Below are 18,137 nucleotides of genomic sequence, written 5' to 3'. Positions count from 1 at the left end.
ATCGTTGATGGCCTTCACTAGATTTTCGGTCCGCGCGTGAAGCAGTCTTTGAGGAGTCACGAACTTCATCAGAAATGAGTCAGAGCCAAATTTGAACGCCGATTGACACATCGCCGAATGCAAATAGCTTGGTTCGGAAGTCATCGGCCCGTCGCGACGATGGCCAACCCTTGCCGGCTTGCCGAAGCCAGGCCGCGGTTCCCTGGCTGACATTGCCGCCGTTCCGGCAATACACAATGACGCGTCGCCCGGAAAAGCTATGAGCCCAGATCGAAACGGTCTCGGATCATTTGCCGCGCTGTCGGCAATGCCTGCCGGCCTAAATCCTCGCCATCACGGACGAACGTCGACAAGCACCGGTGCGCTGGCAAGACCGATGATGCGGGATAGCTGTGCTACCGAAATTTCGGTTGGTGACAGCATGGCGTCCACCTCGTCATCGAGGGCTTGGACGCGATATTTGGCTGCCGCCTCACGGGTCATCGCGGTATCCCCAGAGGCACATGACGTACCGAAACAGCGCAAATGTCAACCCGGTCGACGACAACACGGCAGGATCGTCGCGGTGCATGACCCGAAGACCATCGAGGTGCTTGAGCTGCGTGTCGGCTATGTCAAGGATCGCTTCGGCAAGCTGTGCAGGCAGGACATCAAGCGTCCGGACGTGCTCGCTTTCATGCGTTCATATGAAGCCGAGGGAAAGCTGGAAACTCGCGACCGCGTGCGCAGCATCGGTGAGCAAATCTGCAACTATGCCGATGTCGAAGGCGACGGCTACAATCCATTCCGCAACCTGAATGGGCAGATGATTGCCAACATTTCGACGCCGCGTCCCGGCGTCACCGAACCACGCGACGTGACGCGCGTGTTCAAGCTCATCAGCGCACCGTGGACGAGAGCGAGGTTTAGTGACGTTGTTGGCCTTGCTTTGCGCTTCGACGCTCTGACCATTCCCCGCCCCGGCATGGTCAATGAAATGGAGTGGAGCGAGGTCGATTGGGATGCCGAACGCTGGACTATTCCAGCCGCCAAAATGAAGACCGGTTGGGACCATGTCGTGCCTTTGTCACGGCAGGCACTCGCAATCCTGCGCAGCGTTCAGAAGCTGACCGGACATCGCCGGTACGCGTTTTCCTGCTCGAAGGACGCGCCTTTATCAAACAACACGCTCAACAAGCGCTTGCGGCTGCTTGGCATTGACACCAAGACTGATCATTGTGCCCACGGATTCCGGACCACCTTCTCGACCCTGTCTCACCACGAAGAGATCAAGGACGCCAAGGCATGGGATGGCGATGTTGTCGAGCTGCAGCTCGCGCATCTCGATAATTCGACTGTGGAAGGGCTCTACAAGAGGCACGGACCGCTCGCGCTGATTGGCTCGCGCACGAAGTTGATGCAGCATTGGGCTGACCGGATCGACCACTGGCTCGATCCCAAGAAGGTGATGCCGATCAAACGCGGCGCGCAGGCCTGAGTCACCGATCATCAGCCGTGGTTAATGTTGCCCAGTTCAATCCGTGGCAAGCTCATATGATAGTCGTCGAACCGTACGAACTGGATGTCAGGCGATCTTGATGGCCGACAGGAGCGCAATGTCTGCGCGATCCAACCACGGCTTTGGATGTTGCTGAGCAAGTGCAAATCCAACGGAGTCGGAGCCCCAAACTTGGAATCGCCGCGATCGGTTGTTGCGAGGACACGCAACACTCGATCCTTGCGGAATGAATCCGGCGACCCCGAAAATTCGGAATCACCGGTATCGTTGGTTGCGGGAGGGCGCAACACCCGATTCTTGCGATTGGTCGAGAGCGCAATTCCAAAGCTAGCAGCATAGTCGGGAGCCTCAGAGAGCGGGGAAGGATCGAGCCGCAGGGCGCTCTCTCGACCGCGTCGGCTCAAACCCATCCCGGCCCGCCTCTCACTCTTACGCAGACGCTGGCGCTAACTGACCGCCAAAAGACGCGGCTCGATTTGCCGAGGGAGCTAAGGGAATCAGCCCTTTTGTCTCGTGATCCTGCGCGCTATCTTTCTGCCCATCGAGAATCGCAAAGAAGTGACGAGATGAACGACCAAAAGCTCAAACGGCAGGTCACGCCAGCCGAAAGAGAGGCGCTGAAAGTATTCGGGCAGGTCAAGACCGAGAAACCCGTAAGCGAGCACGAAAAGGCACAAAAGGCGTTTCACGAAAATCGCGAACGCTTGAAAGCATTGCGATTGGCGCGGGAAGCCGCCGAAAGGGCAAAGCGAACATGACGCCGACGCTGTTTCCTTCGGTCTTTACGATCGAGATCGGCGGCACCCCAACGGTGACGTTCGAAGCAAAGAGCCTCCGTGAGGCAAACGAAATTTGCAACGCGCCGTGGCTACGAAACGATTTCGCGTCAGCATATTCCAATGGCGCACCGTTGTGGGATGGCAAGGCCCAACTGAGAGCGCGCATGGGCTACGAGGACGAGATCGCAACATTCGGTGATGCTTCCAGGGATGCTCAACCATCCGATGGAATGTTGCTGGTCTATCTCGTCGAATTGGATGACAACGAGACCGCAGAGAATTCCGAACCCGGTTCAGCTACGCAACTGCGCTGAGAAGCGATGGCAAGAGTTTCCTGCGAGCTGAATCAGGGACGATCTCGGACGTCCTCGAAAGAAAAAGCCCGGCACGGAATGCCGGGCTTGGGAAGGACCAAGGATAAGTAGGTGTGGGTCGGCCGGAGCCTCCACACCTGGGAGATTATTCTGCCGCAATGATGTGCGGCCGTTCGTCGTCGGCCTCGGTGTCAGCGTCGTCCTCGCCGGCGGCGAGGAACTCCGGTAACGCCTCGGGATCTGCAGCGGGCTCTCCGACCGTACCCACCTCATCGAGACGAAGGGGTTCCGGTAACCATCCGGTCCCCTCGAGCAGTCTCTCGGCCTCACGCGCCATGTCGACTTTCTTGAGGTGGTCGATGAGCTGCACCGATTGCTCGCCCTTTACCTCACGCACCGCTTCAAGAATGCGAGGTTTGGTGACCCGGCCGAGATAGTTGTCGACGGTCGGCTTCCAGCCCTCTGCTGCCATGTCGAGTCCCACGTAACGGGCAAGAACGTTGGCGTGATCGAGCCTTCGGCGTATGCCGTGCGCGGAGACGCGGCCCTCATTGTAGCGGTTGGCGGGCTCGTAGAGCGCATTGACGGCGGATGACGCGCAATGCGCGAACAACGCGGCCTGCTCTTTCCCGTCGAAAGCTGTGAGCACGTCCCACAGACCGGCTTCGTCCTTGGGCAGACGGGCTTTCCAGCCGTCATGTCGCCCGTCGATAGCTTCCGCTGATGCACTCTCCTTCAAGCCAGGCGCCTGAGCGGGGAACGTCGGGGTACGGATCGCAATTTCCAGGCAGCCGCTCGACGACGCGAAGCGGTAGAAGGTCGCCAGCACAAAATTGTGCAGCACCGCCTGGAAGGCGACGGCCGGTTCGTTTGCAAGCGCGTTGCGCAACGCCAGTGTGCGATGTGCGGTCAGCTCGGTGATCAGCCGATCCGGCAGAGGCTTGACCGTATCGTCGTCCTCCTCCTCGACGGGTTCGGTTGGCGCGCCGCCGACCGTGATGACGGCGCGTTGGACCACACCGTTGGTGGTGGGCCGGTCATCGTTGGTTTCTCCGTCGCCTTGTACCTCGCTTTCGGGCTCGACGATCACGGGTGCCTCATCTTCCGGCCGCACGTAGCCACGGGCGATCGCCAGCAACCCCTCGGCATCGATGCTGACGAAGACGCCGGCGCGGGCGATCTGGCCCGGATCGTAGATAAGCGATCGAGATTCCAGGACGGACTGCGCCGCCTCGATTTCTCCGAGGCGCTGATCAATCTCGTCCGGCAGTTCGTCGGCGTCCTGGTAATCCTCCTCGATCTTGACGTGTTCGACGTTAAGGGCGTCAAGCGTCGCCCGCTCCTCCTCCGTCAGATCAGCCGGTTCACCCTCAATCTCGCGCAACCCGTTGGTGTGGCCGTAGGGGAAGTCGACTGCCACCGCGATCCACTTCCAGCCTTCGGCCGCGATCGTCTCAGCCTCGGCCTTCAGCTTCTCGGTGGCGAGACGATCGAGCAGCGGCACATCCTGCAACCAGCCACCATCATCGTGTTCGAACAGATCCCGCAGGATGGCGCCGCCGGCCTGCTCGTAGGCATCCAGTCCGACGAATTGGGCGCGGCGATCGGAAGCGCGCACGGTGTTCTCCGTCAACGTCCGTCGGATTTGATATGTCTCGTCGTAGCCGGATTTGCTGACATTGTCCCAGACCTGCTCCTGACGCGCCTGGACGGCCGTGACAGAGAAGGCCATCAACTGTTCGAGCGTCATGCCATCGTCGGCATAGACGTCGTGCAGCTTCGGCGACACGGACGCCAGACGCAGGCGCTGCTTGACGATCGCCGGCGAGACGAAGTGCCGCGCGGCGATATCCTCTTCACTCATACCACCGTCACGCAGCAGCTTGAACGCGCGGAACTGATCGAGCGGATGCAGGCCGACCCGCTCGTCGTTCTCGGCAAGGGAATCGTCCTCGGCGATGCCGCCATCCCGGACCACGCAGGGGACAGGTTGCGTCTTCGCCATACGCTTCTGCCTCACCAGAAGTTCGAGCGCACGGTAGCGGCGTCCACCGGCGGGCACCTCGAACATGCCGGTCTCCTGGCCGTCGGCATCGACGACCGCACGAACGCTCAGGCTTTGTAACAACGTGCGCTGAGAGATGCTCTCCGCCAGTTGCTCGATCGAGACGCCGGCCTTTACGCGGCGGACATTGGACTGGCTCAAGACCAGTTTGTTGAAGGGAATATCGCGGGAGGGACTGAGCTTGATTTTCTGGACGCTTGCCATGTCGGATTCTCCACGACGGGCGGCCGAAAGACTCTCTCTCGACCTCCTACCCGTCACAGACAAGCCGGCGCTCCTCTCACTCTCTGACGACGCCGCACCAACTGAAGGCGGACACTGAAACGACGTGCGGATGCATCACGCGGCCTCCTCGTTGCCCTCAACGCCGGAATCGATCCCGGGCGGCAGAAAGGCGAGCAGGAAATCGGCGGCCTTCGATGCCGCGCTGGCGGCGCGCACGACGGCGCGATTATCCTCGCGCAGCACCTCCAGCCAGGAACCGATATAGTCGGCGTGGCGCACGGTCGGCACGATGCCGAGCGAAGCACAAACGAAGGCACCCGCCATTTCGGCGACCAGTTCTTCGCGCGCGTACGATTTTGAGCCGAACGAACCCGAGTGGTCGCGGTTGAGGCGGGACGCCTGGCCGGTCCAATGACCGAGTTCATGAAATGCGGTCCGGTGCCAGTTGATCGGCTCGAAATAAGCAGCCAGCGGTGGGACCTGCACGAAATCGCCCGTCGTGTTGTAGTAGGCGCGCGCACCGCCGATGCGGAAATCCGCGCCGGTGGCAGCGATTAACGCCTCGGCTCGTGGCTCAATCTGATCTGGTGGCGGCGGGATGGCCGAGGCAGCGACCCCTTCGGGCAAGCCATCGCACTGGTCCATGTTGAAGACGGTAAAACGCTTGAGAAACGGGATGGCACCCGGCTCTTCACCGGCCTCCGCGGCGCGCCGACGTTCGTCGTCCGGGGTGAAGCGATCGGCATAGACGACGATCGTTCCCCGTTCGCCCTTCCTGACATGGCCGCCAAGCCCGAGCGCCTGGCGAAAAGTGAGCCAGCTCTGTCCGGAAAAACCGTGCTCGATGACGGACCCCCATAGGATCAGCACATTAATCCCGGAATATCCGCGCTGCGTCGACGCGTTGCGCGGCGTCGCGAGCGGCGCCTTGATCGCCGCCGTCCCCCATGGCTGCACCCACGGGATACGGCCAGCCTCCAGCTCGGTGATAATCTTGTCTGTGATTTCGGTGTAAAGGCTCGCGCGGTCGTTGCCGGCACGAACTCGGGCGGTATGTCCAGACATCGCGGTCCTCCGCGACGGGCACCGGAAGCCTCTCCTCCGATCTTCAACCCGTCGCGGCAGATCCGGCCTGCACTCTCACTCTCAACGGCGGTGACGAGGAAATGGACTGCGCATTCGCGCGACTGTCTTTTTGACAGGATGGACGCCCCGAAAGGGTGACGACCCGCGACGCGGGCTTCAGTGCAGCCGACAAAGCGGTCGCGGGGAAGCACCGAAAAGCGCCGGAGCGAAGCGCAGGCAGCAGAAAGAGGCACCCGCAGGAGGGGTCAGCATAGCGCCGACGCGATAGCGGCAGGACCCGGGACCGAGTGCAGTCGCGAGACCGGTTAAGAAGGCACCCGAACGAAGGGCAGTGATAGCGACGCCGGAATGAAATGACGGCGGGCCCGAGGGCGAGTGCCTCCGGCGAGCGACTCGTGATCGCGCGAGGGATCGAAGCCGGATGGCCGTGACGCGAAGCGGCACGGTTCACGAGAGCCCGGTCCGCGGCCAGCGGACGCGTCCAAACAAAAAGCCAGGAAGACTAAGTTCAGGGACGGGGTGTCTGCGCGTCAAAGATTCGAACCAAACCTTGAGCTCCCGCCGTTGCGAATCCCAGCCATGTGTTAGCAGCCGGAACGAATGACGGACAAAATGATTCGCCGTATCAGGGAGCCATTTCCATGCTGATGACAAGTGCACGAAGGCCGGCGATACGGACGCTGCGCGGATGGGCTATTGACGTGCTCCAGGAAGCGGGCGCCATCCGCGAGTGCGAGGAGCACGGTTGGATGCAGGAACGCGCCGATCCGCATGCACGTGAGCGGGCCTTCGATATCGCCCGTGGAGACCCGCCGGCAGGTGTCTCCCCCGATGCAGCGGCGGCCGAGGTTCGCGACGTGCTCAACTCGATCGGTGATACCTGCCCAGAATGTCCTGCTGATTAGAAGGACCGGCGCCGAGCACGATGCCAACCTAGTTCAACTACTGGCGATTTAGATCACACATTTGTAAAACTTCGACACCTCGCTCTTTCATCCCATCAAGATCAAAATGTTCAGTCATCATCACGCCGCTTCGATCGGATGTACAAACGTCGAGTCTGGATGAATTGAACAGCTTTTTCGCTAACTCCGTTTGCAAGGCTTTATCGCGTGGCGTCGATCCTCCGAGGTGGCCGGGCCAGATCGATTGATTAATACCGATCCAATCGGTCTCAAGATTAGGCGCCTCGCCATCCCAGCTCAGAACAACTTCAACCTTGTCAGGGCGCACCGTCGCCCAGCGTTCAAATATGAGCTCCACAGACGCTTCGCCCCCACTGCACGTAATCTTAAGTTTCGGCAATTCGGATGGCATCTCGCGAGTCTCCCAATCCATCTTAAACGTCGCCAAACGAACAATCTCCACAGATAGGTTTGCTGTTAGTCTCTCCCATTTGCGTCTGAACTCCCAGCCCCCATCCGTGTTCCACCGACTATATTGACCAGATTCCTTGGTCAGTTGCGCGCAGCGCTGTCGGACGTCTTGTCCAGATTGGCCTATTGCCATCGTGGGCAATAACAGCAATGCAACAGATAACGTCGCCCATTGTGACAACGTCACGATCCTTCGTTTCCAGTTCATGGAAGGTATCCCAACATTTGCTTGCCAGTTGCCACAAGTTATCTCCGAGATCGCTTTACGCACCTGTGCTGGCGGGCGAGGCAGTTGCCCAGCTCGCCCCACTTTTTTGTCTCTCCCACGCACTAGATGTTCCGAATCTCTGTCACCGTCCACTTGAAGTCGGCGAGCGTCTCGCGACTGTGACCTGAGCCGCTTGTACCCACATGAGCCGAACCTGCATCAAACCCATTAACTGAGCCGACGCCTGTCGTTCCATCGATCTTGAGCAGATTGGGATTGCCACCAGCCGCGTATGCGCCGCCTCGCGTATTGAAGAAAACCACTTGTCGTTCGGGACAATTCCAAGTTGATTCCCGCTCAAACCACGGGCCATGATCTGGCGCTATAAGCAGATCCGCTTCCTTGCCGAGATTATCGGGCGGCTCCGTACAGGTCAGATGCAATACAAACAATTTAGACATAATTGATGCTCCTCAATGTTCTTTGCGCGGTTCAATTTTCCGGCTGCCGCGGCTTCAACTAGCCGACTTCACGTTGGGCACCCGTGGGTGCAGTCCTTCGATAGCTGCAAACCGCTCAGCTCTTATGGGACGCCGCAATATTTGATGACGAATATATTATTCCCCTTCGGTGTAACAGGGCTAACGAACGGCCCCCAACTACCCTTGATCTTGTCTGCCTGATCGTAAGGCCAGTCATCAGTAATGCGCGATGGCTGCTTTGAAGGCGTCTTACCGTCGTCATCCGAAAACCAGACCACAAAGTGCTTGCAGGTCCCAACGTCGTCGCCTGCAGCGTCTCCGGCCGCTTGCAGACACCGATCCCAAATCGCTTTGGTATTTGGATTCTTGAGCTCGTCCTCAGTCGGGATTTTCGCCGGAGCCATACCCGTTCCGTTGCGCTTGTATGCAACGCCGGCGATGAAACGTCTGGCCTCCGCCAGTTTGGCAGCGTTATTGGACAAGACACTCGTTTCGCCAAAAACATGTCCGGCGCAAGTCTCTTTGTCCAGTCCAGCCGCCACGGCAACGAAACGGCTTGCGCCACGTAGTCCCAGCGCGCGTTTCTTCTTGGCAGGCTTCTTGCGGGTAACGGCCCTCCTTTTGGCTGACGATCCTTTTTTCGCTGCCTTCTTTTTGGCGACTGACTTCTTCGCCGCTTTCTTGCGAGCCTTTGCCATGATGATCACCTCATTTCCATCGAGAAGTTCCCGGCTGTTTCGCGCGACGCATTCGATTGTCCTGGATTTGCATCGCCACGACGCGCTCCGGACGATTGATCTCTATCGTTCGATTCTGTCGGCGAGCTATATCGTTATTGTCACCTTTACGTCCGCCGCCGGCGCAACATTCACGACCTGTTTTACCTTCTTCGGCGCGCCGGTCGCGTCGGGCGCCTCAAGCTCGATTTCGTGGGAGCCCGCATCGAGATCGTAACTGCCGTCCTTCGGAAAGCGGCTTGTGTCCGCTGCAACTGTCGCCACCAGTTTGCCATCGATCGACACATTCACGGGCCGGTCAGAGGGCACGTTCTGACGCTTGAACTCGACGACAATCTGCGCCGGCGGCTCGAATGGCGTACGAATTCCAAATTTCCGGAACAACTCATAGACCGTGCTGCTTCCACCGGCGACGATGAAAGCAGTGATGAAGTATCCTGGAGTCGTTCGTGCGAACGGCACCTGCCTATCGGTGAATGAACTGAGCAGGTCTGCGATTGTGTCCAGTTGGTAGTGATAAACGAAGTAGCCAGAAACCGCGATCGCGATAGGCGTTCGCAAACCCTTGTCTTGCAAATGCTCCTGAAAATATTTCCAGTTGAAGAGCGTCGACAGGCCGATTTCGAGGACTATCACCAAGACCAGGATTACTCCAAGCACGCCGGCCACGCGGCTTAAATCATACGTGACAATTCGTTTCGGAGACACATTCGAAAATTTGATCTCTCCTTGGAATGCCTTATCATTAACATCGGTGCCTTTATAAGTGACCGTGGCGACGCCTATTTTGTCTGCTGCTGTGTAGGTAATCCATTTGCCGTCTTTGACTACGGATGAACCGAGATTCGGATCGTCAACGGTAGCTGTATCCACCTTTCCACCTGGTATCTTGCCGTATTCCAAAGCATCGATGGTGCGGGAGGCCCCTCGCTCGACTTCAAGCGGCACGGTCTGATCGTACGCATAAGCGACGATGGTCCCCGAGCAGACCAACATCAGGCAAACCGCGAGAAGACCGAAAATACGATACGCTGATCCTCGTTGCGTCGGCATATCCCTCAGGTCACGCCACAGTATTTCATGACAAATATGTTGTTTCCGGCCGGCGCGGCCGGGCTGACAAACGGACCCCAGTTGTCCTTGACCTTGTCGGCCTGGTCGTACGGCCAATCGTCCGGAAGCCGCGACGGCTTCTTGGATGGCGTCTTGCCCCCATCGTCCGAATACCAGATCGCGAAGTTCAGGCAGTTGCCGAGGTCATCGCCGGCGGCAGCGTCGGCAGCCGCCAAGCAGAAATCCCAGACCACCTTGGTTTGCGGATCCCCGAGATCGGCGGCAGATGGGATTTTCGCCGGAGGCATGCCGCTGCCTCCGCGCCCGTAGGCGACGCCGGCGATGAAGCGGCGGGCCTCGGCAAGCTTTGTATCGGTACCCGCAAGTAGCTGCGTCAGGCCGAAGACGTGTCCCGCGCAGATGACGCGGTCGAGCGCAGGCAGCGGCAGGCGCGAGCGGATGTCGGGCGGACTCTCCGGCAACTGTCCGCCGCCGGCCCGATCGACTTTCAGAAGCGTGGACGAATCCGGCGACCGGGCCGGCAAATCGCCCATCGGCCAGACGAACAGGGCGCGGCGGCGAATGAAACCGATCGCAAGGTCATCGAGCAACTCAGGGAATTCGATCCGCTGCGGCAACGGTGCGGTGGCGTGCAACGCGACCCGCGCAACGGACGGGCCTTGCGGCACCACAAGGCTGTAGACCGCCGGCGGCGGTGCAATGACCGGGCGCGGAACGACCTTGGCTCGTGCAGACAGGGTCCGCAGTACGTCCTTCTTGAGGTTGGGATCACCTGGGTCCGGTTCGTTCTGAGTGAATGAGATCGAGACGACGATTTCGTCGCCATCTTCGAGCGTTACAGGCTGGTTGTTGCTGCGCAATTGATCGAACGAGATTGCATAGGCCTGCCGTGCGGCTACGACGTAGCCAGGACATAGCTTCCCGTCCGGCATCGTCACGACTTTGCCGACTTTTATGCCGGCGATGGACAACGGCTCGACGGCCGTATCCGCGCCATCTTTTCCGCTTTGCCGTTGACGCTGCACCAGCAGGAGAGGCTCCTTAATGACGGCGGTGCCATTGCCAAATGTGCCGGTCTTTTCGTCGATCCTGCCGAACGCCAAATATAGCGGCGTATCGCTGCCATACTCAAATCGATCGAGTCCGACTTTCCAGGACTTACCGTTGTTGTCACGCTGCGTGTCGGACGCCCCTGGACCACACAACGCGCGATCGTAGGAGGGATCGGCGAATACGAGTGTGGAGGTGTCGATCTTTACGCTTGGTCGCGATGTCGGGCGAACCGGCAGGCGCAGTGCGAATTGACGACGGGTCTCTGCAACGAGATCCTTCAAGGAGTCCGGATCGTTCGAGCCAGCCGCTCCGAGATCAAAGACCTTGTCCTGATCGGGTAGCTTCGCGCTCTCGCTGTCCTGGCCACATTGCAGCATCAGCGCGACGACGGAGTCGCCATCCACTGCATCCAGCCGCGCCTGGGCACCCGCTATGTCGTCGGCATGCAGTGTAAGCCTGATGGCGTCTTTCCCGACCTTCGACCATCTGGCCTTGTTGAACGTCACGACCGATCGGTCGATCGACAACGCGGCGTACAATCCGGGCTTGCCGCGCAGCAAGCCGAGATTCGCAAGAGCCTTCGCCAACTCATCGTTATCGGCAGTAAAGCTCGGCGAAGTGACCTCAAGCGTCACATTGCCCTGCTTCCAGTCACCGAACGCCGGCAGGTTCCATTCCGGCACGAGCGGCGTATCCAGCACGCGAATCCGGTAGCTCTTGTTGCCCTTGCGCAGCACGGTGGCCACACCCTCGAACACCCGGAAAGGCGCGGGAAAGCCTCCTTCACTGTCGAGATCGTCGAGTTCGACGAAGGTGCGCCGTCCGTGCGTCTCGACGAACTTCTTCGGCACCCGCGGCAGCGTCGGCGCACGCGGCGGCCGCAACTGGCGCAGCAGCCGCGGCCCGCCATGCCCTGGGCGGCCATATCGCGACGTGTCGCCGCTCATGTCCTCCTGCGGCTGCGGTTGCGGCTGCGCCGGCGGGGTGAAGAGTCCGTCCGTAAACAGCAGCGTGTCGAATTCAGCCTGGATCGTCCCGGGGCGCAAGCCGAAGGTGATGCGCTCCAGGTGCGGCGGGACGATCGGCGCCGCCTTCCCCTTGACGACTCGCGCTAGCGCAGACCTGAGCTCTCGCGCAACCGGCACGACCGCGCGCGCCTCGGAAGAGGTCAGATAGCGTGCCGGAGGCGACACCAGGGGCAGATGAGCAGAACTTGGGCGATCAAAAATCATCTTGCGCGAAAGCGTATAGAATGTTGGCGAGATCGTATCGACGTCCTCGTCCGTCAACCGGCTATCGCGGTCAGCGCGCGCCGGCAGGGAAATGCTGGCGGCACGTCCCGACAGGCCGGAGCCGTAGCGTTTGACGTCGTCCTTGTCATGTTCGGATGCGGGAGGAACCGGATCTGGTTTGGGAACGATATCCTGGAACGGCCAGTCGCCGCCCATCCCCAATGCACCCGAGGCAGCGGCCCTTGTTCCGTCCCTGGTCGGCCAGCCCAGCGCGGGAGAGGCATAGAGGCGATCGGACGGATCAATCTTGATCGGCATGTCGAGCACGGAATTATCGGGATCGCGCGGTACGTCGACCTCGATCCACAATTCGCCTGCACCGATGTCGCGGCGCTGCGTTTCGGCAATGACGACGATGGCGACCGCCTCGCTGACCAGACGGTCGGCGCGCGCCACCTGACGCGCGCGTCCCAGCGCGGCGTCCTTGACGCCTTGGGGCTGGCCCTCCCCCGGAGGTAATTCCTCGAAGCGCGTGACGTTGCGGTCGATGGCGACGAGCACGCCCCGCCGGGCGAGGATCAACGGAAGCTTGTCGGGAGCCTCATCGCGTCGCTTGAGCCTGACGCGAGCGGCCCTGCCGTCGGCTTTTCCGGATGACAGTACCGTGGTGACGCGCTCGGCAAACGGCCGCTTGTCGTCACTGGGTACTTTGTCCCAGACCGTTCGCAGCGCCAGCAAGCTGCGCAACCACATCGGCCGTTCGCCGAGTGTCCCGCCGCCGCTCGAGAGGCGAAGGAACAGCTGTTCGACGGCCGCCAAGGCCCGGTTGGCATCCTTCTCGCCGGCATTTCCCATTGCGCGCCCAAGCAGCGCCCTTATTTCGTCGCTGGCGCTTCCGACCGCCTGAACCGGAACGGATTTGCGCTCGAGCGGCGTCGGCGATCCGACGGCCCAATCGGCGTCGCCAGCATCCCATTTGGCGATACCCGTGCTCGGCGCCTGACAGAACTTCTCGATCAGGCCGTCGAGCTTGTACGAATCGTCCACCGCACCGATCCAGGGCAGAGCAAGCACAACACCTTGGGAATCGCTGGAAATGTAAGCCGGCGCAGCGGCGGGCCAGAACGGTCCTTCCTTCTGGTCCGATGTCTGGACGATCGCCGGCCCGGCGCCGCTGACGACGATTGCATCGCCGGGGTCCTTGGTCTTGAACTTGTCGGCAATCGCCCGCGCCATTGCCTCGACCGGGAAACCGGCCTGGGCAAATGCACGCAACACCAGCCCAGCCTTGACGGCAATCGCGTCGTTTTCGTGCGTGTCGTCGATCAACTTGTAGCGGGGCGCAAACGCGAACATACGGTCGGTCGCCGCCGGCGGCAGCTTCGTCGCAGCCTTCGCCGCGCTCACCAGGGCGCGCGCATCGACTGCGCTGACATGATCGAGCGACATCCAGGTCAGCTGTCTTTGCGCCCCATCATTGACGGTATGCTCGGTCACCGCGTGGAACGACCATGGCTTGACCAGGCTGGCGCCGTTTGCGTCGAGCGCATCGGTTTCGATGGCCTGCCCCTTCACGGAGGTGGTGAAGCTGTGGGTGAGCGCACTTGCATCGTCGAACGCCTTCAACTCGCCGCGCAAGGCTGCCCCCGTCAGCCGGGCGCCGAGATTTTCCAGCTTTACATCCTTGTTATCGATTGTCTTGACGTTATCCGGCAGGCTCTTGATCGGCCATCGAATCCGGCTGAGGCGCTTCTCCAGCACGAGATCGACAGTGATTTCGGAAGACCACGGCGGCTCCTGCCCGGAACGCCGCTCCTGTCCGGCGATCATGTGATCGAACCGCTGCAGCGGTCCTTTCTCGGAGAGCAAATTGAGCTCACCGAAGCCCGAGAAGGATCGGAATCGAAATTGTGGGTCAGTCGGCATGCGCGGAGCAACCGCCACCATCAGGATGCCTCGCACCGAGCCCTGCTCTGCAATCAACCCGACGATCGGTTGCAGCTTCGATTGCCCCGCGTCGATACGGCAGGTCATCACACCGCGCTGGTGATCGATGGCGACCGTCGCCGCCGTGATCTGCTGGTTGAGCCACCGCAGCGCGCCACCAAGCGTGTATACGACCACGTTCTTGCCTGTGCTCGGCGGCGCCGCTTTCGGCTGGGGGTCGTTGGCGGATATCGCCAACGTCCCCTGCAGGAACAACGTCCACGCCGACTCTTCGCCAGCTTCAGGCTTGTCGGCAATCTCCAGCTTGATGGTGTCGAGCTTCACGCCGCTGAAATTCGCCGGGTTGGCGTCCACCGGCGCCCTGAACTCGACGGCGAGAGTCTTGCCTGCGGGCTGCGTGACCGTGCCGTTGGTCAGAGCGACGCTGCAGCCGAACAGCACGGTCTCAAGCGATGCGGCGCCGAACTGGGGAACGCCTCCCTCACCGGCGGCCTGCTTGATGTTCAGGGTCAATTTGGCGGTGGTGTTGCCGACAGATTCCTGCGCGCTGCCGAGCTTCGTTCGCACGGCCGCCATCCGGAACGAGACCGATGCCAGGCCGCCGGCCGTGACAGCCGCCTTGCCCGCGGCCGGCTCGGAGGTGGCAACCTGAACGTCCTCCCATTCCGAGAACTTCAGCAGCTTGCGGTCCTTTCCGTCCACCGAAACCGTGACAAGACTTAACAAAACCGCGACAAGATTTCCGGTCGCATAGGCGAGCTCCGGCTCGAACGGGCCACGATCGCTCGTCCTCGCCAGGCTTGAGCGCAGCGATGCCGTAAAGACGATCTTGGCGGAGTCGATTTGCCAGTTGCCGGACTGCTTGCTGACGCTCAGGTCCAGCAATCGGAGCGGCCGCAACCGCAGCGGTCCGATATCGAAATCATAGGCGCTCTTCGGCAACGCCTGCTCCGGCGGCGTTGCCGCATCGTTGCAAACTCGCCACTCGTACAGCGCCCGCGGCAGCTGCTCGGCGTCGAACGCCTCCTGGCGCGGACCGATGCTGAGCTCTGGCCCGCCGGGGTCGTCCACCAGCGACTTGCCGCCCGCCGTCGCTTCCAGCGGAAGGTCCCGAAACCAGAGAGCCAGCTTGCGCTTGTCATTTGCCGTGACAATCTCGACCGGCTCGAAGATGGTCGTGCACGAATAGCGCGACGTCGTCCCCTGCACGGCACCGCCTGTTCGCAGGAAGTAGCCGGCTTCTCGAAACAGGATGCCGTTTGGCTCGTCGCCGAACTTGTCGGTCGTCGGCATGCTCGCCATCAGTGCGGCGCGGGTATCGCGCCACAGCGGCAATCCATCGAACTTCTGATTGCGAAGCGGCGCGGCGAAGCCGATGATCTTGACGCGATCGCCGTCTCCGTTCGCGACGTCATGAATGTGATCGAACGTCGTCTCCGTCAGCCCTTCGAGCGCAGTGCGTCCCTGGAATCGCCTGCTGCCAAGCGCATAGGTGCCGAACGCGTATTTGCTTCCGCCAATGTCGCTTGCCGACTCGAGCGCGAAGTTTGTTGACCACGTGATCCCTTCGATCATGGTCTTGATCTCAACCGCCCCGCTTTGGCCGGAGAATTCGAACGCGCTCGCAATCTGCACGCGCGACAGATCGAGCCGGTCGACCGCCTTTTGCCAGGCCAGCAGCAGGGAGTCGAAATCGAGCGATGTCGGCAGGTCGGGAGGCGGCTGCGGCGCGGGTGCATCGTTCGACGGCACCGGCGGCTTCTCCGGAAGGCGCGTGGTGGCGAACAGTTCATCGAGGATCGGAAGATCGAAGCGCAACCGGGTCTGCAAGCCGGCGTAGGCGGCGGCGGCCGGCTTCATCTCGATGCCGGGCAAGGTGACCGGAACAAGCGGCACGTTCGGCAACAGCTTCTTGCCCGCCAGCGGCAGTTCGTTCACCGGTTTCGCGAGCGTGAGTGCGGGAATGCCGCGAATGCCGTCGTATTTGAGCGTGATGTCGAACTGGGTGCGATCGAGTTCCCTGCAAAGCAGGTCGCGCGTGGACGAAGGAAGCCCCGAGCTTTCCGAGGTTCGCGTGATTCCAATGGCGGTGACGAAAGGCATCTCGGAATAGCCTTGCCAGACATAGGCCGGAGCCGGAGCGCCACCCTTCGGGATCGAGAATTCAACAGCCTTGCCGGGGGTGAACACTCCCGAGGTGATCCCTAAGAGTTCTCCGGTTGCAGCGGTCTTGCGCGAGAAGGTCAGCGCCGGGCTCTCCAACGCCGCCGGTCCGGCGCCAAAGCCAGGCAGAATGTTTTCAGCCGTGGGACTTCCGGCCGCCAGCCACAGCAGGCCGTCTGCCGTGCCCGCCGCGCCTTTGAGTTCGACCTTGACGGTAGTGAGCTTGCCTTGCTTGAGGGTCGCGTCGACCCGGACATAGTCCGCGGCGGCAATCGATATCCGGCGGCCGACCGGCCCGTCCCCGAACGTCCCGTCGTCGAGGACATAGTCGACCGCGCCGGCGAAACCGATCGAGTCGGAGGCGGCACCCGACAAGCCCAACGCGGTGGCATCCGAATCGGGTTTCGGCAAATCGAACGGCAGCTGCAGCCATCCGTCGGTGAGCGGAAGGAAAGCATAGGTTCTCTTGGCGGCATCAGGCTGCACGCCCGCCTTGGCGTAACGCTCCACCAGCCTGCGCGCGAGGCGCTTCTGGTCGACGAACCAGTTGACAACGGTCTTGCCGGCCTCCGGCCTCGCACTGATCGTGGTTCTCGCGCCGAGCGTAACTCGCGGCCCCGCAATGTCGTCCGGCTTGCCGTCCTGTGACGCCGCTTCGCGGCGGTCCGCGTCGAGTATGAGGCCAACACTGCCCTTGGAGCCATTGAGCTCGAGGCGGTTGGCTACAATCGCGACCTCGGTCGGCAATTCGCCGCCCCGCACCGGTGTTCCGGCCAGGCTGGTTCGGAGCGCCGCGCGATCGACCCACATGCTCCATACATCCGCGCTCGTGCCGGGGAGTTGCAGCGCGTTGTCCTGCAGCGTCAGCGGCCAGCGTACCGCGAGGTCATCGGCGACCGTGTTGATATCGAGAAAGACCGGGTTGCCGACACCGGGCCGCATCTCGGATCTCACTCTGCCCAGCGCGTCGCGGATCCGCCTGCCGATCCCGGTGGTGGCGTTGCTATCGTCTTCCTCGCGCACCAGTTCGAGTGTCCATCGCGTCTTGGTCGGCCGCAGCGGGTCGACGATGCAGACAAGGCGCAGAACCACATTGATGCGGACCGGTACGGCGGTCTCGTCGAACGCACGCAGCGGGTTGACGATCGTGCCGCGAAACTCGATGCCGTCGGGCGTCAGATCCAGCGCAACGAACGGCCCTTCGGCGGAGCCGTTGAGGCTGACCGCGGGCAGTTCGACCCTTGGCAGCTTGGAGGGCGCGGTGACGCCGTCCGCGATGCCCAAGAAGGCTGCGACGGTGTCGGCCGGCTGCTTGACGAGACGAAGGAAGCCCAGCGGGCTGGTGCTGGTCCCGCCCTTGGCGTTGACCAGGACACGAATCCGGTTGGCGGCAAGCGCTAACCGCGGCATTTCGATCTCGCGCGATTTCTGCGGCGTCGGCCAACGATCGAGCGGCGCCACCAGGAGATGCGAAAAGCCGCGGGTATCCGTCCCGACATCCGGCTTGAAATCGGGCTTCGCCGCAAAGATGGTGTAGGGGTTGGTATTGTCGGCGATCCAGAGCTTCGAACTTGACTTGGAATCCGGGTCCTGCCGGGCCTGCGCGTTTGCCGCCAACAGATAGGGCACGCGCAGCGACACCTTGTCCTGCACCGTCCCGCCAGCGTCGTCGATCTTGATATCGATCTGTCTCTTGACCTTGTCCGATTCCGGATCCTGCAGCAGCACGCGCAATCCCGGTGTCGAATTGACGATCGAAAGGTCCGTGCGGCTCGGTCCGAGATAGGACAGCGCGAGTTCGGCGCTCCAGCAGAAGTCGGCCAATTCGTTCGAGGCCTTGAGCGGCTGCTTCGGTCCCACAAGCCTGATGGTGCGAAGGTCGGTGGTTTCCGCCATGG

At 61.3% G+C, this 18,137-nt stretch carries 11 protein-coding genes; 4 read left to right on the top strand and 7 right to left on the bottom strand.

Going from position 1 to position 18,137, the window contains the following annotated elements; translation table 11 throughout:
- Nucleotides 1-259: 259 nt before the first annotated feature.
- From IVA74_RS09240 to IVA74_RS09230, 3 genes are all read left to right on the top strand, one after another.
- The gene (locus IVA74_RS09240; protein WP_247341959.1) at nucleotides 260-1,477 is read left to right on the top strand and encodes a site-specific integrase; all 1,218 of its coding nucleotides are present in this window, start codon (nucleotides 260-262) and stop codon (nucleotides 1,475-1,477) included.
- 587 nt (nucleotides 1,478-2,064) lie between these two features.
- Entirely contained in the window at nucleotides 2,065-2,256 is a 192-nt protein-coding gene (locus tag IVA74_RS09235; RefSeq protein ID WP_247341956.1) for a hypothetical protein, read from the top strand.
- Complete coding sequence (locus IVA74_RS09230) at nucleotides 2,253-2,591, top strand: hypothetical protein (RefSeq protein ID WP_247341953.1); 339 nt, start codon at nucleotides 2,253-2,255, stop codon at nucleotides 2,589-2,591. Before IVA74_RS09235 ends, IVA74_RS09230 begins: the two co-directional genes overlap by 4 nt.
- A 145-nt stretch (nucleotides 2,592-2,736) precedes the next feature.
- Here the strand turns inward: IVA74_RS09230 and IVA74_RS09225 are convergent, their stop codons facing one another.
- Complete coding sequence (locus IVA74_RS09225) at nucleotides 2,737-4,860, bottom strand: ParB/RepB/Spo0J family partition protein (RefSeq protein WP_247341950.1); 2,124 nt, start codon at nucleotides 4,858-4,860, stop codon at nucleotides 2,737-2,739.
- A 135-nt stretch (nucleotides 4,861-4,995) separates the two neighbouring features.
- Nucleotides 4,996-5,946 (bottom strand): zincin-like metallopeptidase domain-containing protein, encoded by a 951-nt coding sequence (locus IVA74_RS09220; RefSeq protein ID WP_247341946.1) that lies wholly within the window; start codon nucleotides 5,944-5,946, stop codon nucleotides 4,996-4,998.
- A gap of 662 nt (nucleotides 5,947-6,608) precedes the next feature.
- Between IVA74_RS09220 and IVA74_RS09215 the strand changes: the two genes are divergently transcribed.
- Complete coding sequence (locus IVA74_RS09215) at nucleotides 6,609-6,872, top strand: hypothetical protein (RefSeq protein ID WP_247341943.1); 264 nt, start codon at nucleotides 6,609-6,611, stop codon at nucleotides 6,870-6,872.
- A gap of 37 nt (nucleotides 6,873-6,909) precedes the next feature.
- On the opposite strand, the gene IVA74_RS09210 is transcribed toward IVA74_RS09215, so the two are convergent.
- From IVA74_RS09210 to IVA74_RS09190, 5 genes are all read right to left on the bottom strand, one after another.
- Nucleotides 6,910-7,551 (bottom strand): hypothetical protein, encoded by a 642-nt coding sequence (locus IVA74_RS09210; protein ID WP_247341941.1) that lies wholly within the window; start codon nucleotides 7,549-7,551, stop codon nucleotides 6,910-6,912.
- A 122-nt stretch (nucleotides 7,552-7,673) separates the two neighbouring features.
- Nucleotides 7,674-8,012, bottom strand: a complete 339-nt coding sequence (locus IVA74_RS09205; protein ID WP_247341938.1) for a hypothetical protein — start codon at nucleotides 8,010-8,012, stop codon at nucleotides 7,674-7,676.
- Between the two features lie 122 nt (nucleotides 8,013-8,134).
- Nucleotides 8,135-8,731, bottom strand: a complete 597-nt coding sequence (locus IVA74_RS09200; RefSeq protein WP_247341935.1) for a hypothetical protein — start codon at nucleotides 8,729-8,731, stop codon at nucleotides 8,135-8,137.
- A 126-nt stretch (nucleotides 8,732-8,857) separates the two neighbouring features.
- Nucleotides 8,858-9,823, bottom strand: coding sequence for a hypothetical protein (locus tag IVA74_RS09195; RefSeq protein ID WP_247341932.1), 966 nt, complete (start codon nucleotides 9,821-9,823; stop codon nucleotides 8,858-8,860).
- A 5-nt stretch (nucleotides 9,824-9,828) separates the two neighbouring features.
- Nucleotides 9,829-18,135: a hypothetical protein gene (locus tag IVA74_RS09190; RefSeq protein WP_247341928.1), complete on the bottom strand. Its 8,307-nt coding sequence runs from the start codon at nucleotides 18,133-18,135 to the stop codon at nucleotides 9,829-9,831.
- Nucleotides 18,136-18,137 lie beyond the last annotated feature (2 nt).

Source organism: Bradyrhizobium sp. 132, assembly GCF_023074185.1.
GTDB lineage: Bacteria > Pseudomonadota > Alphaproteobacteria > Rhizobiales > Xanthobacteraceae > Bradyrhizobium.
This window is presented reverse-complemented; position numbering and strand designations above follow the sequence as displayed.